General features: G+C 74.4%; 12 protein-coding genes. 6 read left to right on the top strand and 6 right to left on the bottom strand.

Going from position 1 to position 15,999, the window contains the following annotated elements; translation table 11 throughout:
- Positions 1 to 144 precede the first annotated feature (144 nt).
- On the bottom strand, positions 145 to 1,662 hold the full coding sequence (locus QFZ74_RS08520; protein ID WP_307620188.1) for a leucyl aminopeptidase: 1,518 nt from the start codon (positions 1,660 to 1,662) through the stop codon (positions 145 to 147).
- 343 nt (positions 1,663 to 2,005) lie between these two features.
- Here QFZ74_RS08520 and QFZ74_RS08515 point away from each other — a divergent pair, with 343 nt between their 5' ends.
- The 4 genes from QFZ74_RS08515 (at position 2,006) to QFZ74_RS08500 (ending at position 7,822) form a co-directional block, all read left to right on the top strand.
- Positions 2,006 to 4,045 carry a hypothetical protein gene (locus tag QFZ74_RS08515; RefSeq protein WP_373462360.1) on the top strand — a complete coding sequence of 680 codons (2,040 nt, stop codon included), beginning with the start codon at positions 2,006 to 2,008 and terminating at the stop codon, positions 4,043 to 4,045.
- A 95-nt stretch (positions 4,046 to 4,140) separates the two neighbouring features.
- On the top strand, positions 4,141 to 5,664 hold the full coding sequence (gene pelF, locus QFZ74_RS08510) for a GT4 family glycosyltransferase PelF (RefSeq protein WP_307620187.1): 1,524 nt from the start codon (positions 4,141 to 4,143) through the stop codon (positions 5,662 to 5,664).
- Positions 5,661 to 7,160 carry a hypothetical protein gene (locus tag QFZ74_RS08505; RefSeq protein ID WP_307620186.1) on the top strand — a complete coding sequence of 500 codons (1,500 nt, stop codon included), beginning with the start codon at positions 5,661 to 5,663 and terminating at the stop codon, positions 7,158 to 7,160. The genes pelF and QFZ74_RS08505 overlap by 4 nt, the downstream gene beginning before the upstream one ends.
- The gene (locus tag QFZ74_RS08500; RefSeq protein ID WP_307620185.1) at positions 7,157 to 7,822 is read left to right on the top strand and encodes a spherulation-specific family 4 protein; all 666 of its coding nucleotides are present in this window, start codon (positions 7,157 to 7,159) and stop codon (positions 7,820 to 7,822) included. The genes QFZ74_RS08505 and QFZ74_RS08500 overlap by 4 nt, the downstream gene beginning before the upstream one ends.
- 556 nt (positions 7,823 to 8,378) lie before the next feature.
- Here the strand turns inward: QFZ74_RS08500 and QFZ74_RS08495 are convergent.
- On the bottom strand, positions 8,379 to 9,158 hold the full coding sequence (locus QFZ74_RS08495; protein WP_307620184.1) for an adenosylcobinamide-GDP ribazoletransferase: 780 nt from the start codon (positions 9,156 to 9,158) through the stop codon (positions 8,379 to 8,381).
- 72 nt (positions 9,159 to 9,230) lie between these two features.
- Here QFZ74_RS08495 and QFZ74_RS08490 point away from each other — a divergent pair, with 72 nt between their 5' ends.
- On the top strand, positions 9,231 to 9,995 hold the full coding sequence (locus tag QFZ74_RS08490; RefSeq protein WP_307620183.1) for a hypothetical protein: 765 nt from the start codon (positions 9,231 to 9,233) through the stop codon (positions 9,993 to 9,995).
- On the opposite strand, the gene QFZ74_RS08485 is transcribed toward QFZ74_RS08490, so the two are convergent.
- The 3 genes from QFZ74_RS08485 to cobT all read right to left on the bottom strand — a co-directional run bounded on the left by QFZ74_RS08485 (position 9,935) and on the right by cobT (position 13,554).
- Positions 9,935 to 10,654, bottom strand: coding sequence for a hypothetical protein (locus QFZ74_RS08485; RefSeq protein WP_307620182.1), 720 nt, complete (start codon positions 10,652 to 10,654; stop codon positions 9,935 to 9,937). The genes QFZ74_RS08490 and QFZ74_RS08485 overlap by 61 nt on opposite strands.
- Before the next feature lie 10 nt (positions 10,655 to 10,664).
- Positions 10,665 to 12,416 carry a phosphatidylglycerol lysyltransferase domain-containing protein gene (locus QFZ74_RS08480; protein ID WP_307620181.1) on the bottom strand — a complete coding sequence of 584 codons (1,752 nt, stop codon included), beginning with the start codon at positions 12,414 to 12,416 and terminating at the stop codon, positions 10,665 to 10,667.
- Positions 12,417 to 12,477: 61 nt separating this feature from the next.
- On the bottom strand, positions 12,478 to 13,554 hold the full coding sequence (gene cobT, locus QFZ74_RS08475) for a nicotinate-nucleotide--dimethylbenzimidazole phosphoribosyltransferase (RefSeq protein WP_307620180.1): 1,077 nt from the start codon (positions 13,552 to 13,554) through the stop codon (positions 12,478 to 12,480).
- 136 nt (positions 13,555 to 13,690) lie between these two features.
- On the opposite strand from cobT, the gene QFZ74_RS08470 reads away from it, so the two are divergent.
- The gene (locus tag QFZ74_RS08470; RefSeq protein WP_307620179.1) at positions 13,691 to 14,683 is read left to right on the top strand and encodes a class I SAM-dependent methyltransferase; all 993 of its coding nucleotides are present in this window, start codon (positions 13,691 to 13,693) and stop codon (positions 14,681 to 14,683) included.
- 35 nt (positions 14,684 to 14,718) lie between these two features.
- On the opposite strand, the gene QFZ74_RS08465 is transcribed toward QFZ74_RS08470, so the two are convergent.
- Positions 14,719 to 15,921 (bottom strand): bifunctional adenosylcobinamide kinase/adenosylcobinamide-phosphate guanylyltransferase, encoded by a 1,203-nt coding sequence (locus QFZ74_RS08465; RefSeq protein ID WP_307620178.1) that lies wholly within the window; start codon positions 15,919 to 15,921, stop codon positions 14,719 to 14,721.
- Positions 15,922 to 15,999: the final 78 nt, after the last annotated feature.

The following is a 15,999-nucleotide window of genomic DNA, read 5'->3' as shown; positions in this document are numbered from 1 at the left end:
TGCGGTGCGGGCTGCGGGCAGGCGGGCGGGATCTCGCCGTCCTTGGGTGCGGGCCGCGGTAGGGGCCGTGTTCGGGCGGGCGCCGTCTTTACGGTGCGGGGCTGTCCGGGCGCGGCGGCGAGAGGTCGCCGCCGCGCCGTTGCGTCAGGCTTCGCCGTCGGCCATGCGTTCGGCCAGGCGGACCAGGGTGCGGACGGCCGAGCCCGTGCCGCCCTTGGGGGTGTAGCCGAAGGGGGACTGCTCGTTGAAGGCCGGGCCCGCGATGTCCAGGTGGGCCCAGGTGATGCCGTCGGCCACGAACTCGCGCAGGAACAGGCCGGCGACCAGGCCGCCGCCCATGCGCTCGCCCATGTTGGCGATGTCGGCCGTGGCCGAGTCCATGCCCTTGCGCAGGTGCTCGGGCAGCGGCATCTGCCAGGCCGGCTCGCCGACCTGCTCGGCCGTCTCGTGGATCGTCGAGCGGAACTCGTCGTCGTTCGCCATGATCCCGAAGGTGCGGCTGCCCAGCGCCACCATCATCGCGCCGGTCAGCGTGGCCACGTCGATCAGCGCGTCCGGCTTCTCCGCGGAGGCGGCCCACAGCGCGTCGGCGAGGACGAGGCGGCCCTCGGCGTCGGTGTTCAGCACCTCGACGGTCTTGCCGCTGTACATGCGCAGCACGTCGCCCGGGCGGACGGCGGAGCCCGACGGCATGTTCTCGGCCAGTGCCAGCCAGCCGGTGACGTTGACCTCCAGGCCGAGGCGGGCGGCGGCGACCACGGCGGCGAAGACCGCGGCGGCACCGGCCATGTCGCACTTCATCGTCTCGTTGTGGCCGGCCGGCTTCAGGGAGATGCCGCCCGAGTCGTACGTGATGCCCTTGCCCACCAGGGCCAGGTGCTTCTTCGCCTTCGGGTTCGTGTACGACAGCTTCACCAGGCGCGGGGTCGACGCCGAGCCGCCGCCGACGCCCAGGATGCCGCCGTAGCCGCCCTTGACCAGGTCCTTCTCGTCGAGCACCTGCACCTTGAGGCCGTGCTCCTTGGCCGCGGTCTCGGCCAGTGCCGCGAAGGCCGCCGGGTCGAGGTCGTTCGGCGGGGTGTTGACCAGGTCGCGGGCGCGGTTGAGCTCCTCGACGACCTTGGTGGCGCGCTCGACGGCGGCCTTGTACGCCTTGTCGCGGCCCTTGCCGCCGAGCAGCACGGCCTCCGCGAGCGGCGCCTTGCCGTTGTCCGCCTTGCCGCCGTTCTGCTTGTACGCGTCGAACGCGTACGCGCCGAGCAGCACGCCCTCGGCCACCGCACCGGCGGCGTCGGCGTCCGCGACGGGCAGGGCGAACGCGGCCTTCTTCGAGCCGGCCAGAGCGCGGGCGGCGGCACCGGCCGCGCGGCGCAGCGCGTCGGCGTCGTAGGACGCGCCCTTCGCGGGCTTGTCGCCCAGGCCGACCGCCAGCACGATCGGCGCCTTGAATCCGGCCGGGGCGGGCAGCTTGGTCAGTTCGCCCTCGGCACCCGAGGCGCCGAGGGTCTCCAGGACGCCGGCCAGCTTGCCGTCGTACGCCTCGTCCACGGCTTCGGCGCCCGGCGCGACGACGGGCCTCTTGGCGCCCTTGGCGACGCCGACGACGATCGCGTCGGCCCGCAGGCCGGGCGCCGCGGCGGTGCTGAGAGTCAGAGCAGTCACGGTGGTGAGATCTCGCTTCCGGTGTGAAGTTGCTGTGGTCGAGCGGATGGGGCGACCGGGCCCGGGGACCGGCCCGCGATGTGGTCTGGGCGCCTCTCGACCGGGGTTCTTGTCCGGTCTCCCGGTGAACACCCGGGATGAGACTACGCTCGTGCGGCCGTTCGCTCATTTCTGCGGTCGTTCACCTGTACGGGGAGTCATGGTCGCTTCTCGTCCCCCCTTGTGGGTGAGCTGAGCCACACTCGTCGGGTTCCGGAGGGTCAAGTGCCCGCCGGTTCACATGATTTCCACTGATCCCCCACGGAATTGACCGCAGGGGGTCTTCTGGGGGGAGGAACCGAGATTGGCACACCGTGCGCACCGATGGAGAGCGACGGTCGTCGTCGCGGCGGTGGTGGGGGTGGCCGGGCTGGGGCTCGGCGCGCCCGCCGCATCGGCGGCCGCCCCGCCGCGCATCGATCTGAAGGTGCTGGTGGTGGACGACGGCGGCGCTCCCGTCGACGCCCTCACCGCCCAGCTCAAGAGCCAGGGCATCCCGTACACCAGCGTCGACCTCGACGACCCGGGCCGTCCGGTCGTCACCGGCGCCTTCCTGAGCGACACGGTCGGCGGCGTGCCCCGGGCCAAGTACCAGGGCGTGATCCTCCCGGACGAGGCCCCCTTCGGCGCCGGCTCCGCCGAGCAGACCGCCCTGGAGGCGTACGAGCGGACGTACGCCATCCCGCAGGTCGACGCCTACACCTGGGCCCATCCCGAGGTCGGGCTCGACTACGCCGGTGAGGGCGGCTACACCGGCAGCCTCGACGGGCGTACCGCCTCCGTCACCGCGGCCGGACGGTCCGGGCCCTTCGGCTACCTCGACGGGGACTTCCGGTTCGAGGACAACTCGTCGAGCGTTCAAGAGAGTTACGCCTTCGTCGCCCGGCCGCGCAGCGGGTTCACCAGTTATGTGGACGTGCCGGTGCCGGGGGGTACGGGAAGCGGCAGTCTGCTCGGGGAGTACGCCCACGACGGGCGGCGGGAGCTGGTGCTGACCTTCGCCTACAACCAGTACCAGGAGCAGTTCCGGGTCCTCGCCCGCGGCATCGTCGACTGGCTGACCCAGGGCGTGCACCTGGGGCAGGCCCGCAACTACTTCGCGGTGCACGTCGACGACGTCTTCGCCCCCGACGCCCGCTGGGACACCGCCCGCAACTGCACACCCGGCGACCTCGACTGCGTCGGCGGCGACGGCGAGGGGACCGTGCCGATCCGGATGACCGCCGACGACGCCGCGTACGCCGCGCAGTGGCAGCGGGAGCATGGATTCACGCTCGACATGGTCTTCAACGCGGGTGCCGGGGAGGAGTGGAAGAGCGAGCACGGCGGCGCCGACGCGCTCACCGATCGGCTGCTCGCCGACAAGGCCCAGTACCGCTGGGTCAACCACACCTACACGCACCGCTTCCTCGGCTGTGTGCAGGACACCTCGACCGTGCCGTGGAGCTGCGCCGAGAACGCCGACGGCACGACGCGGTGGCTGAGCCGCTCCGCCATCTCGGCGGAGATCGGCGACAACTACTCCTGGGCGCTGACCCACGGTCTGTCGGTCGACCGCACCGAACTGGTCACCGGCGAGCACTCGGGCCTGAAGACGCTGCCCCAGCAGCCGCAGGACAACCCGAACCTCGCGGGCGCCCTCGCCACGAACGGCATCAGGTGGACCGCCTCGGACAACTCCCGCGAGCCCGAGCAGCGACCGGTCGGCAGCAGCACGCTGACCGTGCCCCGCTACCCGATGAACGTGTACTACAACGTGGGCACCAAGGCCGAGATGGCCGACGAGTACAACTACATCTACACGTCCAGGGCCGATGGCGGCAGTGGCGTCTGCGAGAACAACCCCGCCTCGACCTGCCTGCCCGCGCCGCTGGACACCGCCACCGGCTACGACGCCCACATCGTGCCCGCCGAGGCCCGTACCGACCTCGGGCATGTGCTCGGCAACGACCCGCGCCCGCACTACGCGCACCAGTCCAACCTGGCCGAGGACCGCATCCTCTACCCGGTCCTGAACGAGGTGCTCGCCCGCTATCGGGCCCTGTTCACCGACAACACCCCGATCGTGAACCTCCGCCAGAGCGCCCTCGGCGCCGAGCTCCAGAACCGCGCCAAGTGGCAGGACGCGCTCGACGCCGGCAAGGTCACGGCGTACCGCGTCGGCAGCACGGTCACCGTCACCGCCCCGTCCGGCACCCAGGTCCCGGTGACCGCGCCCGAGGGAACGAGGCAGCAACTCCTGCTCACCAGCCCCGCGTTCGGGACGCCGTACGCGGGGGAGCGCTCGGCGTGGACCACGTCGGGCACGCTCCAGTCCGCCGTCACGCTGAAGCTGCCCGCATAACGAGCGGAACACCGTCCACGCCTCGGCCGCCGGTCACCGGCGGCCGAGGCGTGCGGCGAGCGTCGCACTTGTTGTTCCACAGGGGGGAACCGCGCATGAGGCGAACAGGCCGTCATGTCACCATGCTCACCGAAGGCACCTATCCGCACGTCCACGGCGGGGTCAGCACCTGGTGCGACCAGCTCGTCAAGGGCATGCCCGAGGTCGGCTTCCACCTCGTCTCGCTCACCGGAACCGGCCGTGAACCGGTGACCTGGGAGCTGCCGGCCAACGTCCGACGGCACGTCTCCGTACCGACCTGGGGCCCGCGCCCCGGCCACAAGCGGCCTCCGTACGGCAGGGCCCGCCGCCGCTTCACCGACACCTACGAGCGCTTCCTGCTGTCCTTCCTCGACCCCGGCGCCCCCTGCGACTTCGGCGCGGCGCTGCACGAACTCGCCCTGCTCGCCCGCGACGGACGGCTCTCGGCCGCCCTGCGCACCGAGTCCGCGCTGCGCTCGCTGATGTGGATCTGGACGATGCCGCACCTGCCGACCGCGGCCGCCCGGCCCACCGTGCACGACGCCCTGACCGCCACCGACCTGCTGGAGCACGCGCTGCGCCCGCTCGGCGTGCGCATCCCCGAGGACTCCGTCGCGCACGCCGTCAGCAGCGGCCTGGCCACCCTGCCCGCGCTCGCCGCCCGCCACCTCGACGGCGTGCCCTTCCTGCTCACCGAGCACGGCATCTATCTGCGCGAGCGCTACCTCGGCTACCTCGGCGACGGGCAGCGCTGGCCGGTGAAGGCATTCATGCTCGGCTTCTACCGCGAGCTGAACTCCCTCGGCTACCGCGCGGCCGACCTGATCACCCCCTGCAACCAGTACAACCGCCGCTGGGAGGAGCGCGGCGGCGCCGACGCCGACCGGATCCGCACCGTCTACAACGGGGTCGACCCGCACGCCTTCCCCTGCGCCGGACCCGAGCCCGACGTGCCCACCCTGACCTGGTGCGGCCGCGTCGACCCCATCAAGGACCTCGAAACGCTCCTGCGCGCGTACGCCCTCGTGCGCGCCGAACTCCCCGAGACCCGGCTGCGGTTGTTCGGTCCCGTCCCGCCCGGCGGCGAGGCCTACCGCACCCGGCTGGAGAAACTCGCCGCCGAACTCGGCGTCACCGACGGGCTCACCTTCGAGGGCCGGATCAGCGAGGTCTGGCGGGCCTACGCGGCCGGCCACGTCGTCATGCTGTCCTCCATCTCCGAGGGCTTCCCGTTCTCCCTCATCGAGGCCATGTCCTGCGGCCGTACGACCGTCTCGACCGACGTCGGCGGGGTCCGCGAGGCCGTCGGCGACAGCGGTCTCGTCGTCCCGCCGCGCGAGCCCGAGAAGATGGCCGCCGCCGCGCTGACCCTCCTCAAGGACGATCAACGGCGCGCGAAACTGGGGGAGTCGGCCCGTCAGCGGGTGATCGACCGCTTCACCCTGCGTCGCTGCGTGGACAACTTCCGCACGATCTACCTGGAGCTCGCGGGCCTGCCCGAGGTCTACGAGCCCGCCGTCGAGACGGTCGCCGACTGGACCGTCGAGCTGCGCGACCCCTGGTACGCGGCGGTCGCCACGGACGGGACCGACTGGTGAGCGGCAGCGTCCGGCTGCCGCCCGGCGCCGTCCCCGACACCGTCCCGTACGTCCCCCGCCAGCCCTCCGTTCCCGGCTGGGCCACGCCCGATCCGATCGGCGAACTCGCCCTGCGCTTCGACGACTTCGTCGCCGCGGCCGTCCACCCCGACGAGATCGCCGCGCTGCTGGAGTCCGACGGCCTGTCGGACGACCAGATACGCGAGCGGTACGGCGTCAGGAACTCCTTCGCGCTCGCCGAGGAACTCTACGACCGCGTCCCGCGCAGCCACCCGGAACCGGAGGGACCCGCCCCCGACCCGTGGCGGATCGGGCTGCTGGGCTGTCTGCTGCGCGGTGTCGTCTTCGCCCTCCCAGGCTTCGCCTACGTCCTCGGCGGCCCCCTGCTCACCGGCCGCCCCGAGGCCCTCGGCCTGCCCGCGGGCACTCTCCCGCTGCTGGCGGGCGCCCTTGCCGGCTGGGCCTGGAACCAGGGGCTGGCGCACCGGGCGTACGTCTGGCTGGGCCTGGGGGACCGCACGGCCGCCCGCCGCTGCCTGCTCGTCGGGGCGCCGGTGGGCATGCTGTTCGGCACGCTCGTCGCGCTGGCCGTCGCGGGCCCCGGCCGGCCGGGCGCCGTCGCCTTCGCCGCCGGGCAGTCCTGCTATCTGGGGGCGGCCGGTGTCCTGCTGGTGATGGGCCGCGAACGGGTACTGCTCGCCGCCCTCGCGCCGATGGCGGCGGGCGCGCTGCTGGCCCTGGTCCATCCCGTGCCCCTGTCCGCCCGGCTGGTCCTGCTGCTGGGCCCGCTCGCCACCGTGGCCGTCCTCGGACTGCTCGAAGTCGCCCCGGTGGTGAAGGAGTTGGGGCAGGGGCGGTGGGGCGCGGGGTTGGTGGCGCTGGTGCCCTCGCGGGGGCGGCGGTTCGGCCGTCCGTGGCTCGCGGACTCGCTCCCGTACGCCGCGTTCGGGCTGGGCAGCGGGGTGCTGCTGGTGTACTCGGCGCTCGGCGACGTCATAGCGGGCGAGGCGCGCAGCGCGGTCGCCGCGCCCGCCGCCGTCGCGCTCACGCTCAGCATGGGGCCCGCCGAATGGCTGCTCCACCGCTTCCGCAGCGGCGGCCTCGCCGGGCTGCGCGCCAGCGGCACGGCCAGGGCGTTCCGGCGCAGGACCGCCCTCACCCTCGTCCGCTGCCTGGCCGGCTTCCTGCTCACCCTGCTCGCCCTGGGCCTGGCCACCTCCGCCCTGTGGCCGCACACCCCACGCCTGTCCGGCGTCCGCCTCGCCGACCTGCTCCTGCTCGGGGTCGTCCTGTGGACCGGGCTGCTGCTCCAGTCCTTCGGCGCGGTCCTCGGCGCGGCCGTGCTCTGCTGCGTGGCAGCCGCCGGCCAGACCGCGGCCCTGCTCACCCACGCCGCCGGCCCGCACTGGATCGCCCTGGCCGCCTACGGCTCGGCCGCCGCCGCCCAGACCGGCCTGGTGTGCGGCCTGCTGGGAAGGGCGACCGCCCACCGATGAGCGCGCTGCTGGTCCCCTACTACGAGCACCCGTCCGTCCGCCCCGCCGAATGGGAGTCGATCGCCCTGGCCGCCCCGCGCCTGTACGGGGTCGTCCTCAACCCGGCGAGCGGCCCGGGCGAGCGTCCCGACCCGGCGTTCGCCGAGGCCGCCGCCCGGCTGCGGGCGGCTGGGGGCGCCCCCTCCGGGGGAGTACGGCTGCTCGGGTACGTCGACACCGACTACGGCCGCCGCCCGCACGCCGACGTCGTCCGCGACCTCGCCCGCTACCGCTCCTGGTACGGGACCGACGGCGCCTTCCTGGACCAGGCGGCCGCGGGCGTCGAGCAGTTGCGGCACTACCAGCATCTGGCGGCGGCCGCCTGGAGCACCGGCTGCGGCACGCTGGTCCTCAACCACGGCACGCCGCCGCACCCCGCCTACGCCAGGCTCGCCGACGTCCTCGTCACCTTCGAGGGCCCCTGGTCGGCGTACCGCACCGCCCGTCCGCCACCCGGCCGTTACGACCCCGGCGTGCGGCTGTGCCACCTGGTGTACGGCGTCCCGCCCGGCGTCGACCTGGAGAGCATCGCGCGTGAGCGCGGCGCCGGGGTGCACTGCGCGGTGCCCGGAACGGGACCCCATCCGTGGGGCACGCTGCCGTACGGGGTGCGGGTCGCTTAGCGGCCCAGCGACGGCACCACGAGTGCCCCGTCGTCGCCGCGGTCTCCGCGAGGGGCGTGCGGACGGAGTCGTGTGGTCCGAGGCCGGCGTCCACGCGCCACGGCGAGCGCGGCGACCAAGGCGCCACCCCGGCCACGGCTGCCTCCAGCCCCTCCGGTACGGGTGCGGATTTCCTAGCGTCCCAGCGACGCACCACGAGTGCCCCGTCGTCGCGGCGGTCTCCGCGAGGGGCGTGCGGGCGGAGTCGTACGGTCCGAGGCCGGCGCCCGCGCAGCCCCTCCCGGTACGGGTGCGGGTTGTTTAGTGGCGCAGCGACAGCGCCACGAGTGCCCCGTCGTCGCGGCGGTCTCCGCGAGGGGCGTGCGGGCGGAGTCGTACGGTCCGAGGCCGGCGCCCGCGCAGCCCCTCCCGGTACGGGTGCGGGTTGTTTAGTGGCGCAGCGACAGCGCCACGAGTGCCCCGTCGTCGCGGCGGTCTCCGCGAGGGGCGTGCGGGCGGAGTCGTACGGTCCGAGGCCGGCGCCCGCGCAGCCCCTCCCGGTACGGGTGCGGGTTGCTTAGTGGCGCAGCGACAGCACCACGAGGGCCGTCGTCGCCGCGGTCTCCGCGAGGGCGCCGAACACGTCGCCGGTGACGCCGCCGAAGCGGCGTACGCAGCGGCGCAGGAGGAGTTCGGCGGCGGCGACGGCGGCCGCGACCGCGAGGGCCGTGCGGACGGAGTCGTACGGTCCGAGGCCGGCGCCCGCGGCGGCCAGCACCACGGCGAGCGCGGCGACCAGCGCGCCGCCCGCCGGCACCACCCCGGCCACGGCCGCCCCCAGCCCCTCCGGGCGGGCGGCAGGTATCCCCGTGCGGGCGGCGAGGGTCAGGGCCAGCCGGGCGGCGGTCGCCGAGACGACGGCGGCGAGCGCGCCCCGGGCCCACGAGTCGGCGTAGGCCTGGGTCAGCGCGGCCACTTGGGTCAGCAGTACGAGCAGGAGGGTGACGACCCCGAACGGGCCGATGTCCGACTGCTTCATGATGCGCAGCGCGTCCTCGGCGGGCTTGCCGCTGCCGAGCCCGTCGGCGGTGTCGGCCAGGCCGTCTAGGTGCAGACCCCGGGTCAGCGCGGCGGGGACGGCCACGGTGGCGACGGCGGCGAGCAGGGGCCCGGCGCCGAGGACCAGCAGGAGCACGCCCAGCGCCGCGGCGCACACCCCGACCGCCAGCCCGGCCAGCGGGGCGCACAGCATGCCGCCGCGCGCGGCCTCGCGGTCCCAGCGGGAGACCTTGACCGGGAACACGGTGAGGGTGCCGAAGGCGAAGCGCAGGCCGTCCGGCCAGGGGGACTTGGACATCGGCGCAGGGTACCGGGCGCCCGGCCGGGGCCGAACGGGCACCCGAGGGGCAAGTGCGGATAAAGTGCGCACATGGGGCACTGGTGGGAGCGGAACGTCGTCGAACCCGGCAAGCTCCCGCTGCTCGTCGCCCTGTCGGCGTTCGTGCTGACCTTCCTCGTGACCCGGCTCATCACCCGTCTGATCCGGGCGGGCAAGGGGCCGTTCGGCAACGTCGAGGCGGGCGGGCTGCACATCCATCATGTGGTTCCCGGGGTGCTCCTCACCGTCGTCGGCGGCTTCGGGGCCGTCGCCAGTGACCGGCACGGCTTCGGCGGGGTCCTCGCCGCCTTCGTCTTCGGTGTCGGGGTCGGGCTCGTCCTGGACGAGTTCGCGCTGATCCTGCATCTCGACGACGTGTACTGGAGCGAGCAGGGCCGCAAGAGCGTCGAGGTCGTGGTCCTCACGGCGGCGCTGGTCGGGCTGCTCCTCGCCGGCTTCGCCCCGTTCGGCGTCGACGACCTCACCCAGGACGAACTCCAGGACCGGGGCACCGTCATCGCGACCATCGCGGTGAACTTCCTCTTCTCGCTCATCGCCCTGGGCAAGGGCAAGGCCCGCATCGCGCTGTTCGGCGTGGTCGTCCCGCCCGTCGCCCTGTTCGGCGCCCTCCGCCTCGCCCGCCCGGGCTCCCTCTGGGCCAAGCGCTTCTACCGGCGCCGGTCACGCGCGCGGGCCAAGTCGATCCTGCGCGCCTACCGGCACGACCGGCGATGGATGGGCCCCAGCCGGGCCGTTCAGGACTGGATCGGCGGAAGGCCCGACCCGGGGAAGGGCCGCCTGCCCGGCCCCCGTTGAGCCGCCGCGCGGTAGCGGTCCCGCAGGGCCGAGGCCGCGCACAGCAGGCCGACGCCGGCGAGGGCCGACAGATGCTCCTTGCCGGCGAGGTTGTTCTTCACCAGCACCTCGGCCACCATCGCCACCACCACCGCACCGGCCGTGACCCGGGCGCCGTACCGCCAGGCCACGAACACGGCGAGCGCGACGACGGCCGCCGACGGGCCGGTGTCCACGACCAGCGCGTCCGAGGCGGGCAGGCCCAGTAGATGGCCCGGGCCCAGGGCGACGCCGACGCGGGCGTACAAGGTTCCGGCGAGCGTGGCGGCGTACCCGATGAGCAGCGTCCGGCGGCGGCCGAGGCAGATCTCGGCGATCCCGATCACGAACAGGACCTGGGCGAGCGCGCCCCACACCGGCAGGTCCAGCGCCGGGACGAACAGCGACAGCGGGGTGCGCAGCAGGGACGGCAGCAGCGGGTCCGCCGCCCGCACCGTCCCCCACTCCTGGACCAGGCCGTATCCCCACGTCCGGTTCTGCGCGAACTGCAGCACCGCCGTCAGACACACCGCCCCGAGCGTCAGCGGGGCCGCCCGCCAGCCCCGCTCCCGGAGGGGGCCGCGCACGGTGGTGTACAGCGGTCCCCATTCGGTGCGGGCCCAGCGGGCGAGCGTCGTCATCCGGCGGCCCTCATCCCGTCGACTCCAGGTGTCTGCGGTGCAGCCACTTCGGCAGTCCCGGCGGCGGCGCCCCGAGGAACCCCTCCGCGCGCGCCGCCGCGAGGCCGATGCGCAGCAGGTCCGCGCTCTTCTCGAAGAGCAGGAACCGCGGTTCCCAGATGGGCCGGTACTTGGCGTTGGCCCGGTACAGCGACTCGATCTGCCACCAGCGCGAGAAGAAGCTGAGCAGCGACCGCCACAGCCGCAGCACCGGGCCCGCGCCGAGGCGGGCGCCACGTTCGAAGACCGACCGGAACATCGCGAAGTTGAGCGAGACCTGGCGGACGCCGAGTTCGCGGGCGTGGCGCAGCAGGTCGATGACCATGAACTCCATCAGCCCGTTGTCGCAGTCCCTCGCGCGCCGCATCAGGTCCAGGGAGAGGCCGCCCGGGCCCCAGGGCACGAAGGAGAGCAGCGCCCTCAACTCGCCGTCGGCGCCGGTGCACTCCAGCATCAGGCAGCGGCCGTCGCGGGCGTCCCCGAGCCGGCCGAGCGCCATGCTGAAGCCGCGCTCGGTGGCCCCGTCGCGCCAGTCGTCCGCGCGCTCGATCAGGTACGCCATCTCGTCGGCCGGGATGTCCTCGTGCCGCCGCGCTCGCACCGTGTACCCGGCCCGCCGGACCCGGTTGTACGCCTGCCGGACGGTGCGCATGGCCCGTCCCTCCAGCGTGAACTCGGCGACGTCCACGACGGCCTCGTCGCCGAGTTCGAGGGCGTCGAGACCGTGCCGCGCGTACACCGTCCCCGCCTCCTCGCCGGCCCCCATCACGGCCGGGATCCAGCCGTGCGCCCGCGCCTGCGCCAGCCAGGGCACGATCGCCCCCGGCCAGGCCTCCGGGTCGCCGATCGGATCGCCCGAGGCCAGGGCCACCCCGCCCATGACGCGGTACACCACGGCCGCCTTCCCCGTCGGCGACCACTGCACGCTCTTCTCCCGGCGCAGCGCGAAGTAGCCGAGCGAGTCCCGCTCGCCGTGCGCGTCGAGCAGGGCGCGCAGCCGCTTCTCGTCGTCCTCGGTGAGCGGGTCGACGGCCCGCCGGGAGCGGAAGGCGGCGTAGAGGACGCCGAGGACGAGGGCCGTGCTGAGCACGTTGACGGCGACGTCGGACCAGGTGGGCGAGGAGATCCCGGGGAAGCTGGACTCCTCGGCGGACACCGAGATCAGCCGCAGGGTGCCGTACTGCCAGCGCTCGGCGAACGTCGAACTCCCGGCGTCCGGCGCCTGGTTGGTCACCGTCACCAGCAGCGCGGCCAGCAGCGAGGCGGCGAGTCCGCCGCCGACGGCGACGGTGGCGGCGAGCCGCGGGTTGGACCGGTCGCCCTTGGCGTAGAACTCCCGGCGCCCGGCGAGAAGGGCGGCGACGAAGGCGGCGGTGAGGGCCAGCGAGACCCAGTTCTGCGCGGACCGCCTGATCTCCGGGAACGCCATCGCGAAGGCGAGCAGGGCGAGGAAGGCCCCGCCGAGCACCAGGTTGAGGATCCACGCGGCGCGTTTGCGGCGCCGCATGGTGACGGCGAGGAACGCGGTGAACACCCCGGAGGCGAAGCCGGCCGTCAGCAGGTACGGCGTGAAGAGGTTCTCCTGGTTGTGCCGGCGCACGTCCTGGCCGAGGGAGACCCACACCGCGCTGAGGAAGTTGACGAACGCGACGGCCCGCAAATACCAGACGGCGAAGGCGGCGGCTCGGTCAGGAATTCGGGCAGCGAAACGCACATCTCCCATAACGGAAGATCATATGGGTGCAAATGCGGCGAACCGCGCTTTTCGCGCCTCGCGCCCCGCGCTACTCCTTCTCCTCCTCCTTCTTCTTCTCCTCCTCCTTCTCGGGGAGCTCCGCGGCCAGCGCCGCCGCGGCCTGGACCAGCGGGAGGGCGAGCAGCGCGCCGACGCCCTCGCCGACGGTCACGCCCTGGTCCAGCAGTGGCTCCAGCGCCATCCGGTCCAGCGCCTTCGCCTGCCCCGGCTCGCCCGACCGGTGCCCGGCCAGCCACCAGTCCGGCGCGCGGAAGGCGATCCGCTGCCCGACCAGCGCGCACGCGGACACCACCATGCCGTCCAGGATCACCGGGAGTTTGCGTACGGCGGCCTGGAGCAGGAAGCCGGTCATCGCGGCGAGGTCGGCGCCGCCCACGGTGGCCAGGAGCTCCAGCGGCTCCCCGAGCACCGGCCGGGCCCGGCGCAGCGCGTCGCGGATCGCCGCGCACTTGCGCATCCAGGCCAGATCGTCGATCGCCAGGCCCCCGCGTCCGGTCACCACCGAGGCGTCGGTCCCGCACAGCGCGGCGACCAGCGTGCCGGCGGCGGTGGTCCCGCCCACGCTCACATCGCCGAGCACCACCAGGTCCGTACCGGAGTCGGCCTCCTCGTCGGCCACGGCCATGCCCGCACGGAAGGCGGCCTCCGCCTCCTCGAGGGTCAGCGCGTCCTTGACGTCGATCCGGCCGCTGCCGCGCCGCACCCGGTGGCGTACGACCTCCTCCGGCAGCCCGTCCGTCGCGCAGTCCAGCGCCATGTCCACGACGCGCACGGGCACCCCGAGCCGCCGCGCCAGTACCGCCACCGGGCTCGCGCCCTCCAGGACGGCCCGCACCAACTGCCCGGCGCTGCCCGCCGGCCGGGCCGAGACGCCCTGCGCGGCGATCCCGTGGTCGCCGGCGAAGAGCACCACCCGCGGCCGCTCCACCGGCCGCACCGGCACCGCGCCCTGCGCGGCCGACAGCCACTCACCCAGTTCGTCCAGGCGCCCCAGCGCGCCGGGCGGCACGATCCGAGACTCCCGGAGCGCCTCGGCGTCACGGCGCACGCCCCCGTCGGGACGCTCGATCAGATCGGTGAAGTCGTCGAGATTAAGCGAGCTCATTCGCCGAACAGTACCGGCAGCGCGCGAACCTCTCCCGGCCACATCGCCCCCGCACCGCCGCGCCGCCTTGGCACCCAAGATCGGCATCCCCTACGTTCCGGTTTGCAGCGGATTGTCGCACGATCGGGAGTCGCCCATGCCGCCGGAGCCGCCCACACCCCCCGCCCCTCGCGCCCCCGCTCCGCGGGCCGCCGACCCCCTCCGCGAACCGCGCCGCGTCGACTGCCCCTGGTGCGGCTCCGCCCGGCTGCGCACCCGGCTGCGCGCCCCCGGCCCGCGCCGCCGCGCACCGGAGATGTCCGACCTCGACGAGTGCCTGGAGTGCGCCCACGCCTTTCAGAACCCCCGGCTCACCGCCGAGGGCCTCGCCCTCCACCAGCGGGCCGCTGACGACGAGGAGCCGTACCCGCTCGCCGAGCGCCCCCGCTCCGCCCGCCGTCACCGCGCGGCCGCCCGCGCCATGCTCCGCTCGCCCGGGTTCACCGAGCCGGAGAGCTGGCTGGACGTCGGCACCGGCGACGCCCGCTTCCCAGAGGCTGCGTGCGAACTGCTCGCCTACACCGCCTTCGACGGCCTGGACCGCGGCCCGCACGTCATGGAGGCGCGGGCGGCCGGGCGCGTGGAGGAGGCGTACGTCGGTCGGCTCACCGACCCGCCCGTCGCCGCCCGGCTGCGCTCCCGCTACGACGTCGTCAGCCTGTTCCACCACCTGGAACACGCCCCCGACCCGCGCGCCGAACTCCGCGCGGCCCTGGCCGTCCTGCGCCCCGGCGGCCATCTGCTGCTCGAACTCCCCGACCCGCACTGCGCGTTCGCGGCCCTGCTCGGCACGTGGTGGCTGCCGCACGGCCGCAGACGCCCGCTGCACCTGATGCCCCTGGCCAACCTCCGCGCCGAACTCCAGGACCAGGGCTGCACGATCCTCTCGGTGGACCGCCGCGCCGCGCACACCCCGCACGACCTCGCGACGGCCCTCTCCCTGGCCCTGCGCCACACCCTGCCCGAACGCCTGGCCCGGGCCGGCACCCCCGCGATCGCCCTGGCCACCGCCCTCGACCACACCCTGGCCCCCGTCCTGCGCCGCACGCGCTTCTCCAACGCGTACCGCCTCATCGCCCGCAAGCCCTAGCAGCGGCCCAGCGGCCCAGCGGGCCCAGCCGGTCCTCAGCCCCGCAGCACCAGCGCCTGCCCCGCGACCACCAGCACCACCTGCTCGCACTCGGCCGCGAACGCCGCGTTCAGCTTGCCGAGTTCGTCCCGGTAGCGGCGGCCGGACGGGGTGGCCGGGACGATGCCCGAGCCCACCTCGTTGGAGACGGCGACGACGCTGCGGCGGGTGGTCCGTACCGCGTCCGTCAGCTCCCGCACCCGGGCGCGCAGGGCGCGCTCGCCGCCCGAGGCCCACTCGGCGTCGTCCCACGCGCCGACCGCGTCCATCGCGTCCGTCAGCCACAGGGCGAGGCAGTCGATCAGCAGGGGCGGGCCGTCCTCCCTGAGCAGGGGGACCAGGTCGCACGTCTCCGCCGTACGCCAGGAGCCCGGGCGTCGCTCCCGGTGCGCGGCCACCCGGGCCGCCCACTCGGAGTCCCCGGCACGGGTGCCGCCGGTGGCCACGTACAGGACGTCCGGGAACGCCTCCAGCCGGCGTTCGGCCTCCACCGACTTGCCCGAGCGGGCGCCGCCGAGGATCAGGGTCCGGCGCGGCACGTCCGGGACGTCCTCGTACGCCCCGACCATCAGCGTCGCCCCGTCCGGCACCGCCCGCGCCCCGGCCGCCGCCAGCCGGCGCCGCAGCTCCGGGCCCGGCGGCACGTCGTGGTCCAGATGGACGGCGACCACGTCCGTCGTCGGCCCGGCCGCGCCGACCGCCCGCAGCCTGGCCAGCGCGTCCGGACGTCCGACGACGTCCGCGAGCACCATGTCGTACATCTCCGTGGACCCCTCCTCCAGACCGGCCGGCGCGCCTCCCGGCGGCAGGTACAGCAGCCGCTGCCCGCCGGGCCCGGTCACCGCGTACCCCGTACCGCCCGCGTCCATGGCCAGCGCCCGCACCCGATGTCCCGTCAGCAGGGTCAACTCCCGCCCGTCCGGGACCCGTACGGGCTGCGGCAGGCCCGCCGGCACCTCCACCGCCGGTCCGTCGTGCGGATGCGACAGCAGCACCTGGCGTACGCCGCCCAGGGAGTGCCCGGCCCGCGCGGCCGCGAACGCCGCGCCCGGCGTGAGGTCGAGCAGCAGCGCGCGGTCGACCAGCACGGAGGTGGCCGCCCGCGCGTCCGGGCCCAGAGCGGTCGCGCAGGCCGCGCAGGGACAGTCGGGGCGGGGGAGTCCCGCGGGGGCACCGGTGCCGAGCAGAGTCAGTTCCACAGACCCGATTTTCCCGTGTCGCCCCAGGTCTCGCGCACCGGTGGCGCCGAAGGGACGTCCGTATAGGCTTTCCGCTCG

Origin of the sequence: Streptomyces sp. V3I7, assembly GCF_030817495.1 — a bacterium.
Taxonomy (GTDB): domain Bacteria; phylum Actinomycetota; class Actinomycetes; order Streptomycetales; family Streptomycetaceae; genus Streptomyces.
The sequence above is the reverse complement of the archived record's forward strand: the minus strand, read 5'-3'. Positions and strand labels throughout refer to the sequence as shown.

Excerpts from the sequence above, each read along its gene's own strand:
- pelF (WP_307620187.1), top strand. The coding sequence starts at position 4,141 with ATGAGGCGAACAGGCCGTCATGTCACCATGCTCACCGAAGGCACCTAT.
- QFZ74_RS08500 (WP_307620185.1), top strand. The coding sequence starts at position 7,157 with ATGAGCGCGCTGCTGGTCCCCTACTACGAGCACCCGTCCGTCCGCCCC.
- QFZ74_RS08495 (WP_307620184.1), bottom strand. The coding sequence starts at position 9,158 with ATGTCCAAGTCCCCCTGGCCGGACGGCCTGCGCTTCGCCTTCGGCACC.
- QFZ74_RS08490 (WP_307620183.1), top strand. The coding sequence starts at position 9,231 with ATGGGGCACTGGTGGGAGCGGAACGTCGTCGAACCCGGCAAGCTCCCG.
- QFZ74_RS08485 (WP_307620182.1), bottom strand. The coding sequence starts at position 10,654 with ATGACGACGCTCGCCCGCTGGGCCCGCACCGAATGGGGACCGCTGTAC.
- QFZ74_RS08480 (WP_307620181.1), bottom strand. The coding sequence starts at position 12,416 with ATGGGAGATGTGCGTTTCGCTGCCCGAATTCCTGACCGAGCCGCCGCC.
- cobT (WP_307620180.1), bottom strand. The coding sequence starts at position 13,554 with ATGAGCTCGCTTAATCTCGACGACTTCACCGATCTGATCGAGCGTCCC.
- QFZ74_RS08470 (WP_307620179.1), top strand. The coding sequence starts at position 13,691 with ATGCCGCCGGAGCCGCCCACACCCCCCGCCCCTCGCGCCCCCGCTCCG.